Annotated in this window: 14 protein-coding genes and 1 tRNA gene; 11 read left to right on the plus strand and 4 right to left on the minus strand. The window is 71.2% G+C overall.

What is annotated here, in order from left to right:
* The first annotated feature begins 318 nt into the window (after positions 1-318).
* The 5 genes from OG407_RS22095 (at position 319) to OG407_RS22115 (ending at position 6806) form a co-directional block, all read left to right on the plus strand.
* On the plus strand, positions 319-1869 hold the full coding sequence (locus tag OG407_RS22095; RefSeq protein ID WP_405860481.1) for an MFS transporter: 1551 nt from the start codon (positions 319-321) through the stop codon (positions 1867-1869).
* A gap of 278 nt (positions 1870-2147) precedes the next feature.
* Complete coding sequence (locus OG407_RS22100) at positions 2148-2660, plus strand: DUF485 domain-containing protein (RefSeq protein ID WP_405868537.1); 513 nt, start codon at positions 2148-2150, stop codon at positions 2658-2660.
* Complete coding sequence (locus OG407_RS22105) at positions 2657-4351, plus strand: cation acetate symporter (RefSeq protein WP_405860483.1); 1695 nt, start codon at positions 2657-2659, stop codon at positions 4349-4351. The genes OG407_RS22100 and OG407_RS22105 overlap by 4 nt, the downstream gene beginning before the upstream one ends.
* Positions 4352-4476: 125 nt before the next feature.
* Positions 4477-6195, plus strand: a complete 1719-nt coding sequence (locus OG407_RS22110; RefSeq protein WP_405860485.1) for a PHP domain-containing protein — start codon at positions 4477-4479, stop codon at positions 6193-6195.
* Positions 6192-6806: a hypothetical protein gene (locus OG407_RS22115; protein WP_405860487.1), complete on the plus strand. Its 615-nt coding sequence runs from the start codon at positions 6192-6194 to the stop codon at positions 6804-6806. Before OG407_RS22110 ends, OG407_RS22115 begins: the two co-directional genes overlap by 4 nt.
* A gap of 99 nt (positions 6807-6905) precedes the next feature.
* Here OG407_RS22115 and OG407_RS22120 read toward each other — a convergent pair whose 3' ends face one another.
* The 3 genes from OG407_RS22120 to OG407_RS22130 all read right to left on the minus strand — a co-directional run bounded on the left by OG407_RS22120 (position 6906) and on the right by OG407_RS22130 (position 11707).
* Positions 6906-7793, minus strand: coding sequence for a cellulose-binding protein (locus tag OG407_RS22120; protein ID WP_405860489.1), 888 nt, complete (start codon positions 7791-7793; stop codon positions 6906-6908).
* A gap of 198 nt (positions 7794-7991) precedes the next feature.
* Complete coding sequence (locus OG407_RS22125) at positions 7992-10691, minus strand: SUKH-4 family immunity protein (protein ID WP_405860491.1); 2700 nt, start codon at positions 10689-10691, stop codon at positions 7992-7994.
* Between the two features lie 8 nt (positions 10692-10699).
* Entirely contained in the window at positions 10700-11707 is a 1008-nt protein-coding gene (locus OG407_RS22130; protein WP_405860493.1) for an SMI1/KNR4 family protein, read from the minus strand.
* Between the two features lie 384 nt (positions 11708-12091).
* Here OG407_RS22130 and OG407_RS22135 point away from each other — a divergent pair, with 384 nt between their 5' ends.
* Together OG407_RS22135 and OG407_RS22140 are read left to right on the plus strand one after the other, a co-directional pair.
* Complete coding sequence (locus OG407_RS22135) at positions 12092-12631, plus strand: YwqJ-related putative deaminase (RefSeq protein ID WP_405860495.1); 540 nt, start codon at positions 12092-12094, stop codon at positions 12629-12631.
* A gap of 223 nt (positions 12632-12854) precedes the next feature.
* Entirely contained in the window at positions 12855-13355 is a 501-nt protein-coding gene (locus OG407_RS22140; protein WP_327403468.1) for an SUKH-3 domain-containing protein, read from the plus strand.
* A gap of 272 nt (positions 13356-13627) precedes the next feature.
* On the opposite strand, the gene OG407_RS22145 is transcribed toward OG407_RS22140, so the two are convergent.
* Entirely contained in the window at positions 13628-14974 is a 1347-nt protein-coding gene (locus OG407_RS22145; RefSeq protein WP_405860497.1) for a sensor histidine kinase, read from the minus strand.
* A 262-nt stretch (positions 14975-15236) separates the two neighbouring features.
* Here OG407_RS22145 and OG407_RS22150 point away from each other — a divergent pair.
* The 4 genes from OG407_RS22150 (at position 15237) to OG407_RS22165 (ending at position 18710) form a co-directional block, all read left to right on the plus strand.
* Positions 15237-15308, plus strand: a tRNA-Gln gene (locus tag OG407_RS22150).
* A 132-nt stretch (positions 15309-15440) separates the two neighbouring features.
* Positions 15441-16886: a bifunctional UDP-N-acetylglucosamine diphosphorylase/glucosamine-1-phosphate N-acetyltransferase GlmU gene (gene glmU, locus OG407_RS22155; RefSeq protein WP_405860499.1), complete on the plus strand. Its 1446-nt coding sequence runs from the start codon at positions 15441-15443 to the stop codon at positions 16884-16886.
* Between the two features lie 77 nt (positions 16887-16963).
* On the plus strand, positions 16964-17944 hold the full coding sequence (locus OG407_RS22160) for a ribose-phosphate diphosphokinase (protein ID WP_019064636.1): 981 nt from the start codon (positions 16964-16966) through the stop codon (positions 17942-17944).
* 181 nt (positions 17945-18125) lie between these two features.
* The gene (locus tag OG407_RS22165; RefSeq protein WP_403588973.1) at positions 18126-18710 is read left to right on the plus strand and encodes a 50S ribosomal protein L25/general stress protein Ctc; all 585 of its coding nucleotides are present in this window, start codon (positions 18126-18128) and stop codon (positions 18708-18710) included.
* The last annotated feature ends 70 nt before the right edge of the window (positions 18711-18780 follow it).

The following is an 18780-nucleotide window of genomic DNA, read 5'->3' on the forward strand; positions in this document are numbered from 1 at the left end:
GGTTACGACGATGAGTCTGGCGGTGGGAGGGGGTCCGGCGCGCTGGTGCTCAGCGCAGTCTTTCCCGGGGGAAAACCCCACCCTCCTGGGTTCGGCCTGCCGCCCCCCAGCGGCATAAAGCCAGGTTAAGGACGACCCCCCGCCCTTCTCCTCCTCCGCCGGTACGAACCCTCCCCGGGTCGTAGTGGGGAGGGACCCCTAGGGGGTCTCCACCGACGGGTGGAGCCGTTCTCGGGGTCCGGTCCACCCACCGGCCCGGCCGGCTTCCGGCCTGCCGCTACGTGAGGGTCAAGTGGGAAGCTGGTGCGCGGCAGATAGATGCAAGGGGAAAGGAATCCTGTGGACCAGGGGGACAGGGACACCGACGCCGATACCGAGATACGAACCGAGGCGGCCGAGCAGCCCACGCCGGCGCCTCCCGACCGGCGCAAGCGCGCGGTCGTCGCGGCCCTCATGCTCGCGATGGCCCTGGCCGCCCTCGACTCCACCATCGTCTCGACCGCCGTACCGCAGATCGTCGGCGACCTCGGCGGCTTCTCCGTCTTCTCCTGGCTGTTCTCCGGCTATCTGCTGGCCGTGACGGTCACCCTGCCCGTCTACGGCAAGCTCTCCGACACCTTCGGCCGCAAGCCGGTGCTGATCGTCGGGGCGGCGGTCTTCCTCGCCGGTTCGCTGCTGTGCGCGGTGGCCTGGAACATGGGCGCGCTGATCGCGTTCCGGGTCGTACAGGGCCTGGGCGGCGGGGCGTTGCAGGGCACCGTGCAGACACTCGCCGCCGATCTGTACCCGCTGAAGGAACGCCCGAAGATCCAGTCCAAGCTGTCCACCGTGTGGGCGGTGTCGGCGGTCGCGGGCCCGGGAGTGGGCGGACTGCTCGCCGCGTACGCCGGCTGGCGCTGGATCTTCCTCGTCAACCTCCCTGTCGGAGCGGTGGCGTTGTGGCTGATCGTCCGCCACCTCCACGAGCCGGAACGCGCCCGCACCTCCCGCCCCCGCATCGACTGGGCGGGCGCACTGGCCGTGTTCGCGTGCGGAGGCGTACTGATCACGGCGCTGGTGCAGGGCGGGGTCGCGTGGTCCTGGCTCTCGGCACCCTCAATGGCCTTGTTCGGTACGGGACTTGCGCTGGCCGGACTGGTGGTCGCGATCGAGCGCCGGGCGGCCGAGCCCATCATCCCCGGGTGGGTGTGGCGGCGCCGTACGATCGCGGCCGTCAACTTGGCCCTGGGCGCACTGGGGTTGCTGATGGTGGCGCCGAGCGTGTTCCTGCCGACGTACGCGCAGTCGGTGCTCGGGCTGGCACCCGTGGCGGCCGGATTCGTGCTGTCCGTATGGACGTTGAGCTGGCCGGTGTCGGCCGCGCTGAGCCAGCACGTGTACCGGCGGATCGGTTTCCGCAACACGGCGATGCTCGGGATCGGGACGGCGACGCTGATCCTGTTCGCGTTCCCGTTCCTGCCGTATCCGGGCGCGGCCTGGCAGCCGATGGCGCTGATGCTGCTGCTCGGCGCGGCCCTCGGACTCTTCCAACTCCCGCTGATCGTCGGGGTGCAGTCGACGGTGGGGTGGGAGGAACGGGGCGTGACGACCGCGTCCGTCCTGTTCTGCCGCCAGACCGGCCAGACGATCGGCGCGTCCGTCTTCGGGGCGGTCGCGAACGGGGTGCTGGCGTCCCGGCTGGGCGGCGCGAGCGACCTGGACTCGGTCACGCGCGGCCTCGACGGGGGTGCGGTTCCCGAGGCGACCCGGCGGGCGATCGCGGACGCGGTGCACGCGGTGTACATCGGCGCGGGGTGCGCGGCGGCGGTGGCCTTCCTGGTGCTGCTGTTCCTGGCACCGCGACGCTTCCCGGTCCTCAAGGAGCAGTGAGCGGGCCCGAGTTGGGCGGCGCCGCGTCAACACCCGAGGTCAGCGGGTGTTGACGCGGGGGCGTCCCCCGACCGCCCAGTTCGGCGAAAACCACCCACATCCCCCAACCGGCGAGTAACGTGCGTGACCCCCGCCGCCCACTCCCTGCGGTCCGCCGCCACGGACCCGAGCCACGCAAGGAGCACGGGATGTCCTACGACCCGTACCCTCCGCATGATGCGCACCGCCCGGATGATGTGCATTCGTCACCCGACCCGTACACCCCGTACGACCCCGAGATCGCCCGCTACACCCCGTACGACCCGGACGCCGACCCGTACACCCCGTACGACCCCGACTCCGTCCCCTACACCCCGTACGACCACGCACCACCTCCGACACCACCCGCGCCCCCGCCGCCACGCACCTCCCCGCCCACCGTCACCTACCCCTGGCAGCCGCCCCCGCCGCCACCCGAGCGCCGCCGTCTGCCCCGTCGCCCCGCGCTCGGCAATCACAGCGATCTGCGCATCCTGCGCGGCGCGTACCGGCGTCAGCGGCGGGTGGCGACCAGCGCAGCGCTCGGCTACTTCTGCCTCTTCCTCGGACTCTCCGCGTTCGCGCCCTCGTTGATGTCGAGCACCGGCACCGGCGGTGTGCCCACCGGGCTGCTGCTCGCGCTGGCCCAGCTGCCCGTCACCTGGCTCGCGACAGCGCTCTACGAGCGCACGGCCCGGCGTCGCGTCGACCCCCTCGCGGACCGCTTCCGCAAGCAGGCCGAACTGGACGCGAGACGGGAGGCGGCACGATGACCGCAACGGCCGCGATGACGACGGTGACCGCGATGACCGGCCTCAGGGACTCCTCGCAGACCATGTCGCTGGTGGCCTTCACCTCAGTCGCCACGATCACCCTCCTGCTCTGCGTGATGACGGGTCCGGACCGCGACGACCTCGACGAGTTCTACACGGGCTACGGCTCCCTCTCTCCACTCCGCAACGGCCTTGCCATAGCGGGTGATTACATCTCCGCGGCGAGCGTGCTGGGCGCGGGCGGGGTGATCGCCCTGTACGGCTACGACGGGGTGGTGCTCGCGCTGAGCACGGCCCTGTCGCTGATGCTGCTGATGTTCCTGCTGGCCGAACCGCTGCGCAACGCGGGCCGGTTCACGATGGGCGACGCGCTGGCCCGCCGGATGCCGGGGCGTTCCGTACGGATCGTCGCGTGCGCGGTGACGATCATCGCCCTGCTGCCGCTGATGCTGGTCCAACTCGCGGGCGCCGGACAGCTGTTGGCGTTCATCCTCGGTTTCTCCAGCGACTTCCTGCAGACCGGCTGCATCATCGGCCTGGGCGCGCTGATGATCAGCTACGCGGCGATCGGCGGCATGAAGGGCACGGCCCTCATCCAGATCCTGAAGATCGTGATGCTGCTCGGCTCGGGAGCGGTGATCGCCGTACTCCTGCTGAACCGGTTCCACTGGGACCTGGGTTCGTTCTTCGACACGGCGGCGGAGCGCAGCGGCGCCGGACCGGCCTTCCTGCGCTCGGGACTTGAGTTCGCCGGAGGCCCAAGTCCCCGGCTCGACATGATCAGTTCGGAGCTGACGGTGGTGATCGGCGGCGCCTGCCTGCCGCACATAACCATGCGCATGTACACCGCGTCGAGCGCCCGGCAGGTGCGGCGGTCGATGTCGTGGGCGGTGTCGAGCGTGGCGATGTTCGTGGTGATCGTGACGGTCGTCGGGTTCGGCGCGACGGCGCTGCTCGGCCGGGCGGCGGTCGCGCGGGCCGACCCGCAGGGCAACACGGCGTATCTCCTGGGCTCGCGGGCGGTGTTCGGGGCCGGCATGTCGACGACGGAGACCCTCCTCTTCACCACCGTCACCACGGCCGTCTTCCTCACCCTGCTCGCCTCCGTCGCCGGGATGATCCTCGCCTGCGCCAACTCCCTTGCCCACGACGTCTTCGCGACCCGCGTCCAGGACATGCCGGTCCGCCGCGAGATGACGCTGGCCCGCTACTCGGCGCTGGCGGTGGGCGTTCCGGCGATCCTGCTCGCGACGCTGGTCCAGCACCGGGGCCTGCAACCCCTGGTCACCCTGTCCTTCTGCCTGGGCGCCTCGGCCATAGCGCCCGCCCTCGTCTACAGCCTCTTCTGGCGCCGCTACACCCGAACGGGCCTGCTCAGCACGCTCATTGGCGGCACGCTCGCGGTCCTCCTCCTGATGCCGGCCACGAACCTGGTCTCCGGCTCGCCCACCGCCGCCTTCCCCAACGCCGACTTCAACTGGTTCCCGTTCACCACGACGGGCCTCGTCACGATCCCCCTCGGCCTCGCCTGCGGCTGGCTGGGCACGGTCGCCTCGGGCCGCCGCGAGGAGGAGGAACAGCGCAGGCGGTACGACGCGATGGAGGGCTGGATCCTGGCGGGCGCGGTACGGAGAGACAGCGGCGAGCCGCACGGAGAGCCACCGCATGACCGACGCAAAAGACCCGCATGACCGGTGTTGTAGCCGTGCATGACTCGTTCTTTGCCACACCACCACCCCGACTCCCGCTGTTCACCGCTCCTTTCCAGACTCTGCACGTCCGAGCGTGAAGGTCCCTGCATCAGCGGGAGTTGAACATGAGCCACGGCCACAGTCACGGCGACCACGGTCACCACCATCACCACCACGGGGACGGCGACACCTCGTCGCTGCCGCCCGCCCTCGACACGTCCATCCCGGACACCGAGTTGACGCCCGGTCAGCTGTCGCGGAGAGGCATGCTGCGCCGAACGGGCCTGCTGGGCGCGGGACTCGCGGCGGGCGGCGTGCTCGCCGGCGCGGGGGAGGCAGCCGCGTCGGTACAGCAGGCGGCGCAGCAGCAGGCGGCCAAGTCGTCGAAGGGCAACGGCCGTTACCTGTGGCTGGCGGGCGACCACCACATCCACACGCAGTACAGCAGCGACGCGAAGTACCGGGTCATCGACCACGTACGCCAGGCGAACGCGCACGGCCTGGACTGGATGGTCATCACCGACCACGGCAGCGTCGCGCACGCCAAGATCGGCGTGGAGAAGGTCAATCCGGACATCGTCGAGGCCCGTGACCAGACCGACGACACCCTTGTCTTCCAGGGCCTGGAGTGGAACATCCCGGGCGCCGAGCACGGCACGGTGTTCGTGCACCCCGGCGCCAACGAGGTAGCCGTACTCAAGGAGTTCGAGAACTCCTTCGACGGCAGCGTGAAGAACGCGAGCGGCAACTCGCCCGCCAACGAGGCCCTCGCCATCGCGGGCGTCGACTTCCTCGCCGACCAGGTCCGCCGCCGCAAGGTCAAGGACGCCCTGTTCCTCGCCAACCACCCGGCGCGCAAGGGCATCGACTCCCCGCACGAGATCCGGGGTTGGCGCGACGCGCAGCCCTCGATCGCCGTCGGCATGGAGGGCGCCCCCGGCCACCAGGCGGGCGGCATCCCCAAGCCGAACGGCCCCGGCGGCGGGCGCGGGATCTACGACGGCAGCCCGAGCGCGGACTCGTTCCCCGGTTACCCGCTGGAGAGTTACCGCACCTGGGGCGGCTTCGACTGGATGACGTCGACGGTCGGCGGCCTGTGGGACAGCCTCCTCGCCGAGGGCAAGCCCTGGTGGATCACCGCCAACTCCGACTCCCACAACGTCTACGCGGACACGGCGGTTCGCGGCCCGGGCGGCGACTTCAACGCCAACGGCCGCTACGAGGACCCGGTCTACGGCACCGGCATCAGCCTCACCGACACCGACTTCTGGCCCGGCCAGTACTCCCGCACCCACGTCGGCGCGACCTCCTTCGCCTACAAGGCAGTCATGGACGGCATCCGCGCGGGCCGCGTCTGGGTCGACCACGGCGGCCTGATCAGCGGCCTCGACGCCCGCCTGTCCTACGGCGGCCGCGAGGTCACCCTGGGCGGCACACTGCACGTACGCCGAGGCGCGCAGGTGGACCTGACCATCAGGATCAGCCTGGCCAACGGCCCCAACTGGGCCCAGTTCCAACCGACTCTGGCCCGCGTCGACGTCATCCAGGGCGACGTCACCGGCCCGGTCGCGGACAAGGACGTCTTCGCCACCCCGAAGACGAAGGTCGTCAAGTCCTTCGAGGTCGACAGGTCCACCGGCACCGTCCGTCTCACGTACTCCCTCGGCCGCCTCGACAAGCCGGTCTACGTCCGCCTCCGCGGCACCGACGGCAACCGCTCCGCCGTGGGCATCAACGGCGCCTCCGTAGACCCCGTAGGCCCCGCGATGGACGTCCTCGGCGACGCCGACCCGTGGAAGGACCTCTGGTTCTACTCCAACCCGATGTGGGTCCTCCCCGCATGACCACCCCCTACGACCCGTCCGGCGTCCACCCCGTCATCGGGGTGGACGCCGGCACGACGACGCTCCGCGAGGCGGACCACCTGATCCGCGACCTGGCGATCTCCCTTGCGCTTCCACCGGGGACGGTCGCGTGCACACACCTGATCCGGACGGAGGGGCGGAGGGGTACGGCGGTCTCACTCGCCCTGCCGGAGGGCGGAGAGTCGGCGGAGGAGGTCTGGCGACGGCTCACGGCAACAGAGATGGGCGCGGCCCTGGGCGACCGTAGACACGGCCCCGCCGAGGCGGCCAACACTGCCGCCATGGCAGCTGGCGAGCACGCGGCGCGCCGGTCAGGCCGAGCCGTTCTTTTCCCGGGCGTGGATCAACTCACCGGCACGGTCACGGTGGCCGACCTCCTGCGACTGTCCGCCGTGGACAGAGTGATCGTGGTGGGCGCGACGTCGGGCGACGGCCCCGACCCCGTCATACCCGTACAGACACAGGACCACGTACGCCCCGAATGGCGCGAAGGGCAACTGGTCCTGGCTCTGGTACCGGCCGCAGGAAACACCCTCGCCCCCTTCGAGGTCCCCAACCCGACACCATGCTGCGCCGACCACACCAGCTAACCCAGGGGCGCGGGGCTGTGTTCAATTTGCGGCTACCGCCGCGTGGGCGCGACCAGCCCCCACCGGGCCCGCACACAACCACAACCGCGCCCCGTCACATCACTCCGCCGCAGCCCGCCCCGTAAGCGCCGTCAAACTACTCCGCACATGATCCATGTGCGCCTGCACGTCATCCCAGGTCTCCCCATGCTCGCGCAGCACCCGCTCCGTATCCCGAGCAACCCGCTCCGCCCGCACCCGAGCCTCCGCCACCACCTCGGCCGCCCGCTCAGCCGCCTCGTCCTGTCGCCGCCGATCCGACAACTCCGCCTCGGCGAAGGCCTGTTCAGCCTCCCCCAACGCGGCCTCCGCGAGAGCCACCCGCTCGGCATACTCCGCATCCAGCGCAGCCGCCCGCGACGACGCCTCCCGCTCGGCCGACGCCCACCGCTCGTCGTGCTCCTTGGCCTGCTCCCCCAACATCGCGGCGGTACGCTGCCGCACCTCACGCAAGGCGGAAAGCGCCTCGGTCCGCCCCTCCTTCACCTCACGCCGAGCCCCGATCCGAATGTCGTCGGCCTCGGCACGGGCGGCGAGAAGCCGCTGCCGAGCCCGTTCCTCGACCTCCGCACGGAGCGCGTCGGCGTGCTCCCGCGCAGCCTGGAGCACACCCGCGGCGCACGCCTCGGCCTCCGCGACCCGCTCCTCCGCCGCACGCCGCGCGGACTCCCGTAGAGCGGCGGCTTCCTCCGCCCCCAGCTGGAACAGCCGCTGAGCCCGCTCGCCCAGCGTCTCGTACGTCTGCGGAGCGAGCCGGGACACGGCGACCCGCATCCGCTCGGCCTCCGCCTCCATGTCCTTGCCCAGTACGGTCAGCCGCGCGGCCCGTTCCCAGGCCACGTCCCGGTACCGCGAGATCGCCGCCGCGTACGCGTCGACCTGGTCGGGGCGGTAGCCGCGCCCCCGTACGGCCACGAAGCCACGTGGTGACACCGATGCGCTGCTCATCCTGGAACCCCTCTCCATACGACGGACACGACATGATGATTTGCCGCATATCTTGATGGATCGGGCGTAAGTGTTCATAACGCGACACTCCGCAGACAGGTCACGGGCATCACGCGACGCAAAAGGGCCGGACCCGATCAGACGACCGGGTCCGGCCCTTCAATCCTTCAATACGGCCTGTTCAACAGACCGTCGGCGTCACAACAACCCGTCCCACATCTGCTCCAGCAACACCGACCACCAGCTCTCCGGCGAACCGAGCGCCGCCGGATCCAGCGAAGCGAGCTGCGCCTGGAAGTCGACGGTCCACCGGCCCGCCTGCTCCTGGTTGAGCCCGTACCGCAGTCGCCACATCCGGCCGAGCAGCGCCAGGCAGCGCGCGAACTCGGGCAGCCCCGTGTTCACGAACTGCGGCGGTACGGGCGCACCGCCCGGCCCCGCCTCCACCGGCACGGCGACGATGTTGGCCGTGCCGTACTGGACGCAGATCGCGCGGCCGAAGTCGCTGCCCATGACGAGGTAGGAGCCCGCGTCGGCGGACGGCCGCACCCCGCGCTCCTGCGCGAGTTCGGCCAACGTCGGTACGGGGCGCCCCGGTTGGGCCTGCGCCCAGAAGAACGGGCCCATGTCCATCGGCAGTCCCGCCGCGACCAGCGTGTGCGCGACGACCGGCGGTACGCCCTGCCGGGACACCGCCGCCTGCTCGAAGCGGAACACGCCCGGCCCGAACGCGCCCGCCAGTTCCTGCGCGATCGCCTCCGGCGGGATCGGCGGCGTCGGCTGCACCGGCGGCAACGGCGCCCGCACCGGGGCGAGTCGGGCCGGCCCGTCGGCGACCTGGTGCAACTCGCCCTGGTGGGCGATCAGTTCGCGCATCCCCTGCTGCCGGCTCGCGTGATCCGTGCCGTACGGCGCGATGCTCGCGATGCGGGCCTGCGGCCACTGTTCGCGGATCATCCGCGCGCAGTACGCGCCCGGCAGCTCGCAGGACTCCAACTCCGTGTGCAGTTCGAGGACTTGGTCCGGCGGGATGTTCATGCCGCGCAGCTCGTGGAAGATCTGCCACTCCGGGTGCGGCGTCCCCGGCGCGGACCGCCGGATCAGCTGCTGCTCGGACCCGTCCGGCGCGCGGTACCGCAACACGGCCTGATAACCCGGCCCTACGGTCGGCAGCCCCTGCTGCGGATAGCCGTAGGCGGGCTGCTGCTGCCCGGGGAACGGCTGCCCCGGCGCGGGCGGCATGCCCTGACCGGGCATGGGCTGCCCCGGCGGCGGCATGGCACCCGGAGGCATCGCCCCCGGCGGCATACCGGGGGCGCCCAACGCACCGGGCGCGCCCGGGAATTGCGGCGGCGGAGGCACCCCGGGCCCACCCACCGGAGGCCCGGCGAGCATGGTCTCCGCGTGATGCACGGCACCGTGGGCACCGCCCTGCGAACCGGCGTTTCCGGGAGCGTTCGGCGGCTGGGGCGCACCGGGAGAGCCGGGGGCACCATGACCACCAGGCGTACCCGGAACACCCGGTGCACCGGGCGCATGCGGCACACCAGGGGCACCCGGAGGCCTCGGCCCCGCCGCCCCGGGCCCACCCTGCCCCGGATCGGCAAGCATCGTCGCGGCATGGTGCACCCCACCCGGAGGCGTACCCCCGGGAGTATTCGGAGCACCGGGCACACCGGGCGCACCAGGCGGCTGCGGCGCACCGGGCCCCGCCTGACCGCCCTGACCTCCCTGCCCGCCAGGCCCGTCCGGCCCGAGCCCCGAAACCATCTGCGTCGCCACATACCCACCCGGCGGCGGAGGAGGCGGAGGCGATGCGGGCCCACCACCCGGCCGCGCACCCGGCGTCCCCGGAGCACCCGGCGGCGGAGGCGTCGTAGAACCACCGCCCCGACGCGGCGGAGGCGCCGCCTTGCTGGTCGCGGCGTCGGCGATGTCCCCGGCGTTGGGCGCGAGCGCCCGCCCAGGTACCCCGGGCCCACCGGGAGGCTGAGGCACATTACCGGCACCTTGGGGATACCCGTACGACGGCGGAGCCGACTGCGGCGCACCCTGCGGATACCCGTACGACGGCGGCGTGTCGCCCTGAGCCGCACCACCAGGTCCACCAGGCCCCTGTGAACCACCAACCCCACCACCGGAGTTGGAGCTGGAGCGGGACTCATCGAGTGCCGGAGACATTGCCGTACGCGGGAGTTGGCTGCCCCCGGAGATGAGCGCGGTCTTGGCGTCGGGCGGGGTGTTGTCCTCGGGCTCCCGCAGCGGCGGCGCGAACACGGTCGCGGGCAGCGGTACCGAACGGTCCTCGCCGGAATCCGCGTTGGTGTCGGTGCCCGCCCAGGGAGTCGCCCCGGCAGGCACGGCGGGCGCGTCGTCCGGCACCCCGGACCCGCCGGCGTCGGGCCACGCCGAAGCGGCGGGCACCCCGGCCTGCGTCTCCGGAAGCGAACTCCGCGCCGAACTCTGCACCCCAACACCCGCACCAGCAGCCGGAGTTGAAGCCGACTCCGCCCGCCGGTCCGGAATCCCCAGTTTGTCCGCCGCCTCCTGCAACCACTCCGGCGGACTCAGCAGGAACGAGGTCTGATTCAGGTCCACCCGCGCGGGAGCGGCCGGTACCGCGTCGGCGATCTCGTCGGATCGGCCGTACTCCTCCTCGTAGCGGCGGACGACCTCACCCACCGGCAGCGCGGGCCACAGCGTGGCCTCGCCGCTGTCGCGGGCGAGGACCATCCGCTGTGCGCCGCCGTCCGAACGCGGTCCGTCGGCGCGGTCCTCGGCCCAGATCACGAAGCCGAGTTCGAACTCCCGCACCCGCACCTCGCGATGCTGGTACGACGGCACATCGCCGTTGATCCACTCCTCGGCGCGCTCCTGCGCCTGCGCGAAGGTCACCATCGGTCAGCTCACTCCCCCGCCGCGGACGCCGAGGCCGCGGACGACACCGGAACGGACTGGGCGAACCCGCCGTCCACCATCAGATTCGCCACCGTCTCCAACTCCGGGGGATTTCCCGCGAGTCGGGCGAGGAACTGGTCGAAGTCGTCCCCGGCGGGCAGCAGCAGCCGCTCCACGCGCAGGGCCGGCGCCCAGGACGGATCGACGTCGCGGGCGTCGTCGTAGGCACAGAACCACACGGAACCGATCCGCTGCCCCTTCACCTTGACGGCGAGCAGGCCGCCCTGGACGAAGCCGACGGCCAGGTAGTCCTTGGTGAGATGGTCGCGCAGGCATTTGTTCACGTACACAAGGTCGTTGACGGCGGCCTCGTCGCGGACCGTGAAGAACGGCTGGTCGATCAGCAGCCCCAACTCGGCGTCCAGCGCGGTGCCGATGGGCGCGGAGCCGCCGGCCGCCTTGAGGAACGACCGGTAGGCGCCCGGGAGTCGGTAGCCGAGGTCCTCCTCGACGCCCTGCACCTGCGCCTCGGTCACCGCGACCGTCGACTTCGGCAGTCCGAAGTGCGCGGGGCGGGTCTCCTGGAGCGGGCGGGTGCCGCGCTTGTCGTGGTCGACGGCGGCCGTGGCGATCCCGCCGTGGTGGCGCAGCAGCGCCTTCACGTCGACGGGGACGAGTGCGAGGCGCCGGGTGCCGACCACGTGGTGCCAGGTCCAGCCGTGCGGGGTGGCCACCGCGGGCACGGTGTCCCACAGCTCGTGCCCGGTCGCGGCGAGGGCCGCGTTCGCCGACACATAGTCCGTCAGCCTCAACTCGTCGACGCCGAAGCCCTCCGGAGGCTCGGCGATCTCGGCGACCGCGCGCGCGTACGGCGAGAAGTCGGGGTAGCCGTGCTCGTCCATCCGCACCCCTCTGGGGTGGCGGGCCGCCCGGACCGGGTCCGGGAAGTGCACGACCTGCCCGGCGTAGGCCGCGTTCGGTGGCGCGGCTCGCTGCCCGAGCCGACCTGTCGTCATGGCGGTTGCCCCCTGCGGCATTCAGTACGATTCACAACAGGCGCATGTCCAACTCGCCCCGCTGTGCCCCGTATCGACTGTCTCGTCTTCTTGACGTCTGCGTTCGACCGTCTCCCCGCGTGTCTCCACGCGTCGACCGCATGGATCGCGGTGCGGACAGCCTATGCGGTACGGCGACACCGGTCACCGGCAGCGGTCGGCCGCACCCGCTCACCGCTCCCCTCACCGAACGCACCGCATCCGTCACCGAACCCCCACTTCCGTGACCTGCCGTCACCCCGTCGTGACAGCCCGCCGAAGCCCTGGCGTGTCGCACCGCCCCAGCTACCGCACCAGCCACGGCATTTGGCACTCTGTGACCCGCCGGGGGATGCTCGGGAGGGGATGACGATCATGAACGCGACGCAGACGGGACCGCACACCGGGGCGCACACCGGACCTTCAGGCGACCCCCGGGTCGGCTGGAGCGCCACCGAGGCCCGGCAGGCGCCGGCCCTCAACCACCGCCGTGACGGCATACTTCCGACCGTCGCCGCCGCCCTCTCCGTGCGCGGCGCCACCACCCTCACCGGCACCGCCGCCCGCGCCGACCAGGCGCCCGCGCTGCACCCGCTCGTGCAGGACTTCCTCGACACCCTCACCAGCGCCCAGCGCGACCGGTTCACCGGCCGCTGTGCCGAGGCGATCCTCATCTCCCGGCACATCACCGCCGCCGACGAGGCCCGCAGCAAGCGCGCCGCGCGCAAGCCGATGACCAACGGCGAGGCCCGCAAGACCCTCAAGCAGGCCAAGCTCACCGCCCGCCGCATCCGCGAGGACGGCGACCCCCTGCACGGCAGCTTCGCGACCCCCTGCCGGGCCTGCACAGCCCTGAGCGCCCACTTCGGCGTCCGAGTCGTAGACCCCGCGACAGATTCCGACTGACCCCACCCCCACAAAACCAAGGCAAGACAGCACCAGCACAGAACTCCAGCACGACGGCTCCACGGCTCCACGGCACGACCAGCACGACCGCACCACCGGCACCACAGCCCCACCGCACCACAGCCCCACCGCACCACAGCCCCACCGCACCACAGCCCCACCGCACCACCGGCACCACAGCCCCACCAGCACCACCGTCCCTGACGCCGACGATCGAAGGCAGATGCAAGCCGACCGCGACCGCCACTACTCCACGCGCTTCTCCGTACCCGTGGACGCCGCCCTGCGCGCCGCGGGCTGGCAGCCCGGCCGCTGGGACATAAAACAGGCCGAGATCTGGGCGGACACCCTGCGCGACCACACCTCGCCCGCGGGACACCAGCACGCCGTCTTCCCGGCGGCGGTGGAGGCCTGGGCCGAGTTCGGCGGCCTGCGCATCACACCCTCCGGCCCCGGCCGCCAGATCTCCCCCGTGGCGCTCCACCTGGACCCCCTGCACGGCCTCCACATGGCCCGCACCCTCGGCGACCTCGGCCGCGCCCTGGACACCGACGTCAGCCCCCTGGGCGAGGAACCGGACACCCAGTCCCTCCTGGCCATCGACTCCGAGGGCCGCGTCTACGCCCTGGACCACACCGGCGACTGGTACCTGGGCCCCGACATCGACCAGGCCCTCGCCACCCTGGTCTCCGGCATAGAACCGGTACGCCTCACAGCGGGCTGACCGCACCCAGGACGGCCGCAGCCCTCGTACGGCGAGAAGGCGACGTGTCGGGGGGTGTCCGCCCGCAGCGGTCGGCGCTCAACACCGCCCACACTCTTGCAGGAACCTTGCCGCGCCGATCCGAGGACGGAGACCCCCCGGCGCGGCGCCGACCCCCAACGCACCGCGGGCAAACCACAACGCACCCGCACAGAGCCACGAGTCGGCACCCCCACAACCCAGGGGCGCGGGGAACTGCGCGACCAGCCCCCACCGGGCCCGCACCCGACAACTCAAGCCGCCGGAATAACCGCCGAAACCCGAAACCCACCCGCATCCGTAGGCCCGGAAACAAACACCCCGCCCAACGCAAGCACCCGCTCCCGCATCCCCACCAGCCCGTTCCCCCCAGAGGGCAACCGCGCCGCAGACGCAGACGCCAGCTCAGGCGGCGGCTCGTTCTCGACCTGCATCGCGATCTCCGACACCCGATGCGCGAGCCGTACGTGCGTCTTCGCACCCGCCGCATGCTTGTGGACGTTCGTCAACGCCTCCTGCACCACCCGGTAAGCGGTCTGCTCGATCTCCGCGGCGTACGAGCGGGTCTCGCCCTCCACCGAGAGATCCACGGCCATCCCGGCCGCCGCGGACTGCCCGAGCAGTTCGTCCACGTCGGACAGACACGGCCCCTCGCCCGCACCCTCGCCCGCGCCCGCCCCCGCCCCCTCGTCGTCGACGGCCCGCGAAGCCGCAGCCGCAGCCGCCGCGGCCACACCCACCGCGACCAGCGGCACGGCCGCCCGCTCACGGACGTCCCGGCTGTCCCCGCTCCTCAACACCCCGAGCATCTCCCGGAGTTCGGTGAGCGCCTGCCGCCCCATGTCCCCCACGAGCGCCGCGTTCTTGACGGCCTTCTCGGGATCCTTCCGAGCGACGGCCTGCAGCGCCGCCGCATGCACGACCATCAGACTCACCCGATGCGCGACGACGTCGTGCATCTCCCGCGCGATCCGGGTCCGCTCCTCGCCCCGCGCCCACTCGGCACGCTCTTCCGCCCGCTCCGCGAGGAGTTGGAGCTCCCGCTCCAGACTGTCCGCACGCTCCCGGAGACTCTCCATCAGCCGCCGCCTGGCACCCACGTACAGCCCGAGCAGCACGGGCGGCGCGGTCATCCCGACCGCCGTGGTGATGGAGGCGAACGGAACGAACCAGTCCCCCAGTTCCCACGTCCCCCGCTGCATGTCCTGGCGTACCCGCACGAACATGACGATCAGCATCCCGAGGAACGACATCCCGGCCAGCGACCCGATGATCCGGCGCGGCAACTCGGAAGCAGCCAGGGTGTACAGCCCCACGATGCCCATCAGGTAGCCCATCTGGGCCGGGGTGATGGCGATGGAGACAAGCACGACCGCGATCGGCCACTTCCGCCGGACGATCAGCGCCGCCCCGGCCAGCACCCCGAAGACGACTCCCACCGCGGCCGGGATCCCCGCGTCGTGCGCGAACCGGACCCCCTCCGCCCCGCACTCCGCGGCGGACCCCGCCGCGAGCCCCGTGTCCAGCACCGCACTGCGCCACCTGGTCCACCACCACGGCCCTCCCCGGGCCGTGGCATGGTCTTCCCCCGTCGTGGTCATGCCTCCAGCCTACGGGCGCACGGGCGCGCTTTTCCGGTGAGTTTCCGACGACCGGCCCACACCCCAGCACGTACCGACCCCACACCACAGCCCGTACCGACCCACACCACGGCCCGTACGGACCCACACCACAGCCCGTAATCGAACAGCCACGAACCCGATCTCCCGGGACAAGTCCCGTCGCACGGAGGGCATCACGTACGGCATAGTGTTCTGTGCCCACTCGGCGACCAGGCTGAATGTCTGTTTCAACCGAGTTTGATCCCCCGTGGTGTAATCGGCAGCACCGTGGCTTTTGGTGCCATTTGTCCGGGTTCGAGTCCTGGCGGGGGAGCAACAACCTCTTCCAGCAACCCTGTTAGGGCCCTGACAGCACTGTCAGGGCCCACTCTCATGTCCCCCATGAAACGCCCCGGTATCCTGCGAATGTCCACCCCCCAGCATTCCGAAGCCGAAGGGCAAACCCGTGAGCGCCATTCGCCCGGCAGCCGTCGTCGTCCTCGCAGCGGGTGAGGGCACCCGTATGAAGTCGGCCACACCGAAGGTCCTGCACGAGCTCTGCGGCCGGACCCTCGTCGGTCATGTGCTGGCCGCCGCCCGCGAGTTGGAGCCGGAGAACCTGGTCGTCGTCGTGGGCCACGCCCGCGAGCAGGTGACCGCGCACCTCGGCGCGACCGACCCCGGCGTACGGACCGCGGTCCAGGCCGAGCAGAACGGCACCGGGCACGCCGTACGCATGGCGCTCGAAGAACTCGGCAGCGTCGACGGCACCGTGGTCGTCGTCTGCGGCGACACCCCCCTCCTGCGCGGCGAGACCCTGCGCACCCTCACCGCCAACCACTCCGCCGACGGCAACGCGGTGACCGTGCTGACCGCGGAGGTCCCGGACGCCACCGGCTACGGCCGCATCGTCCGCGACGGCGCCTCCGGTGCCGTCACCGCGATCGTCGAGCACAAGGACGCCTCCGACTCGCAGCGCGCGATCCGCGAGATCAACTCCGGAGTCTTCGCGTTCGACGGGCAGTTGCTCGCCGACGCCCTCGGCAAGGTCAGGACCGACAACAGCCAGGGCGAGGAGTACCTCACCGACGTCCTCGGCATCCTGCGCGAGGCCGGACACCGGGTCGGCGCCTCCGTCGCGGGCGACCACCGCGAGATCGCCGGCATCAACAACCGCGTGCAGCTGTCCGAGGCGCGCCGCATCCTCAACGACCGGCTGCTCACCGAGGCCATGCTCGGCGGGGTCACCGTCATCGACCCGGCGACGACCTGGATCGACGTCGACGTCACCTTCGCCCAGGACGCGATCGTCCACCCCGGCACCCAGCTGCACGGCACCACCCACATCGGCGAGGGCGCCGAGGTCGGCCCCAACACCCGCCTGACGGACACCACCGTCGAGGCCGGCGCCCGCGTCGACAACACCGTCGCCGTCAGCTCGCACATCGGCCCGCAGGCGTCCGTCGGGCCGTTCGCCTATCTCCGTCCCGGCACCCGGCTCGGCACGAAGAGCAAGATCGGGACGTACGTCGAGACGAAGAACGCGACGATCGGCGAGGGCACGAAGATCCCGCACCTCTCCTATGTCGGGGACGCGACGATCGGCGAGTACACCAACATCGGTGCCGCCAGCGTCTTCGTGAACTACGACGGCAAGGACAAACACCACACCACCGTGGGATCGCATTGCCGGACGGGTTCGGACAATATGTTTGTGGCACCCGTCACGGTCGGGGACGGCAGTTACACCGCCGCCGGCTCCGTGATCACGAAGGACGTACCGCCCGGTTCGCTGGCCGTGGCCCGTGGCCAGCAGCGGAATATCGAGGGCTGGGTGGCCCGCAAGCGTCCGGGCAGCGCGGCGGCGAAGGCCGCGGAAACGGCTTCCCGCCAGGGCGAGAGCGAGAACTGACCGGAAACGGGCGCGTCGAACACGGCGTACCGTGATAAACGCACACCCAGTTGAATGACCTCTGAGGAGACAGTGCTGTGACCGGGATCAAGACGACCGGCGAGAAGAAGATGATGTTCTTCTCCGGCCGCGCCCACCCCGAGCTTGCCAAGGAGGTCGCCCAGCAGCTGGGTGTCGGGGTAGTCCCGACGAAGGCCTTCGACTTCGCGAACGGCGAGATCTACGTCCGCTTCGAGGAGTCGGTGCGCGGTGCGGACTGTTTCGTGATCCAGAGCCACACGGCTCCCATCAACCAGTGGGTCATGGAGCAGCTCATCATGATCGACGCGCTCAAGCGCGCGTCGGCCCGCTCCATCACCGTCATCGTGCCGTTCTACGGCTATGCCCGGCAGGACAAGAAGCACCGCGGCCGCGAGCCGATCTCGGCCCGCCTGATCGCGGACCTGATGAAGACGGCGGGCGCGCACCGCATCCTCACCGTCGACCTGCACACCGACCAGATCCAGGGCTTCTTCGACGGGCCCGTGGATCATCTCTTCGCCCTCCCGCTCCTCGCGGACTACGTGGGCTCCAAGGTCGACCGCAGCAAGCTGACCGTCGTCTCCCCGGACGCCGGCCGCGTGCGCGTCGCCGACCGCTGGTGCGACCGCCTCGGCGCGCCCCTCGCGATCGTGCACAAGCGGCGCGACAAGGACGTGGCGAACCAGGTGACCGTCCACGAGGTCGTCGGTGAGGTCAAGGGCCGCGTCTGCGTCCTGGTCGACGACATGATCGACACCGGCGGCACGATCTGCGCAGCCGCGGACGCCCTGTTCGCGCACGGCGCGGAGGACGTCATCGTGACGGCCACCCACGGCGTGCTCTCCGGCCCGGCCGCGGACCGTCTGAAGAACTCCCGCGTCAGCGAGTTCGTCCTCACCGACACCCTCCCCACCCCGGGCGAGGTCGGCGCCGACCTCGACAAGATCACGGTCCTGTCGATCGCCCCGACCATCGCGAGCGCGGTCCGCGAGGTCTTCGAGGACGGCTCGGTGACGAGCCTCTTCGACGAGCACTGAGACAGCCCGTCGTAGATCGATTTCTGTTACGGCCTCCCCGCCGAGTAAGCTGCCACAGTTGCTCGGCGAGGGAGGCCGTACCGGTTTTGGGGTACGGCGGTCCGTTATCGACGCGCTCTTCGTAGCAGGCCGATGTTCGGCCGGGTGACCGCCTTCCCCGACTGTTCTACGAGGAGTGACCATGGCCGACGTCAAGCTCGCCGCCGAGACCCGCACCGAGTTCGGCAAGGGTGCCGCCCGCCGTATCCGCCGTGAGAAGAAGGTCCCCGCCGTGGTCTACGGCCACGGTGTCGACCCGCTGCACATCACCCTGCCGGGCCACGAGCTGCAGCTCGCCCTGCGTACCCCGAACGTCCTGCTCACCCTGGACATCGAGGGCACCACCCAGCTCGCCATCCCGAAGGCCGTCCAGCGTGACGCCATCAAGGGCTACCTGGAGCACGTCGACCTGCTCACCGTGAAGAGCGGCGAGAAGGTCACCGTCGAGGTCTACGTCCACACCGAGGGCGAGCTGGCCCCGGGCTCCTTCCTGCTGGAGCACGTGCTGAGCACGATCACCGTCGAGGCCGAGGCCACGCACATCCCCGAGTCGGTCACCGTGTCCATCGCGGGCCTGGAGGCCGGTGCCGCCATCGCCGCCAAGGACATCCCGCTCCCGGCCGGCACCACGCTGGCGATCGACGAGGACGCGGTCGTCCTCCAGGTCCTGGCCGCCCAGGCGGAGGAGGCGTCCGCGGACGCCGAGGCCGAGGGCTCCGAGGCCTGATCCGCACCGCTCACCGTTTCGTCAGCCGCTGTTCCCACCGGGAGCAGCGGCTGGCTGCCTGAGGTCCAGG

The sequence above is a fragment of the Streptomyces sp. NBC_01515 genome, assembly GCF_045040345.1.
GTDB lineage: Bacteria > Actinomycetota > Actinomycetes > Streptomycetales > Streptomycetaceae > Streptomyces.

Coding starts and splice junctions, on each gene's coding strand:
- OG407_RS22095 (WP_405860481.1), top strand. CDS start 319: ATGCAAGGGGAAAGGAATCCTGTGGACCAGGGGGACAGGGACACCGAC.
- OG407_RS22105 (WP_405860483.1), top strand. CDS start 2,657: ATGACCGCAACGGCCGCGATGACGACGGTGACCGCGATGACCGGCCTC.
- OG407_RS22110 (WP_405860485.1), top strand. CDS start 4,477: ATGAGCCACGGCCACAGTCACGGCGACCACGGTCACCACCATCACCAC.
- OG407_RS22115 (WP_405860487.1), top strand. CDS start 6,192: ATGACCACCCCCTACGACCCGTCCGGCGTCCACCCCGTCATCGGGGTG.
- OG407_RS22120 (WP_405860489.1), bottom strand. CDS start 7,793: ATGAGCAGCGCATCGGTGTCACCACGTGGCTTCGTGGCCGTACGGGGG.
- OG407_RS22125 (WP_405860491.1), bottom strand. CDS start 10,691: ATGGTGACCTTCGCGCAGGCGCAGGAGCGCGCCGAGGAGTGGATCAAC.
- OG407_RS22130 (WP_405860493.1), bottom strand. CDS start 11,707: ATGACGACAGGTCGGCTCGGGCAGCGAGCCGCGCCACCGAACGCGGCC.
- OG407_RS22135 (WP_405860495.1), top strand. CDS start 12,092: ATGACGATCATGAACGCGACGCAGACGGGACCGCACACCGGGGCGCAC.
- OG407_RS22140 (WP_327403468.1), top strand. CDS start 12,855: ATGCAAGCCGACCGCGACCGCCACTACTCCACGCGCTTCTCCGTACCC.
- OG407_RS22145 (WP_405860497.1), bottom strand. CDS start 14,974: ATGACCACGACGGGGGAAGACCATGCCACGGCCCGGGGAGGGCCGTGG.
- OG407_RS22165 (WP_403588973.1), top strand. CDS start 18,126: ATGGCCGACGTCAAGCTCGCCGCCGAGACCCGCACCGAGTTCGGCAAG.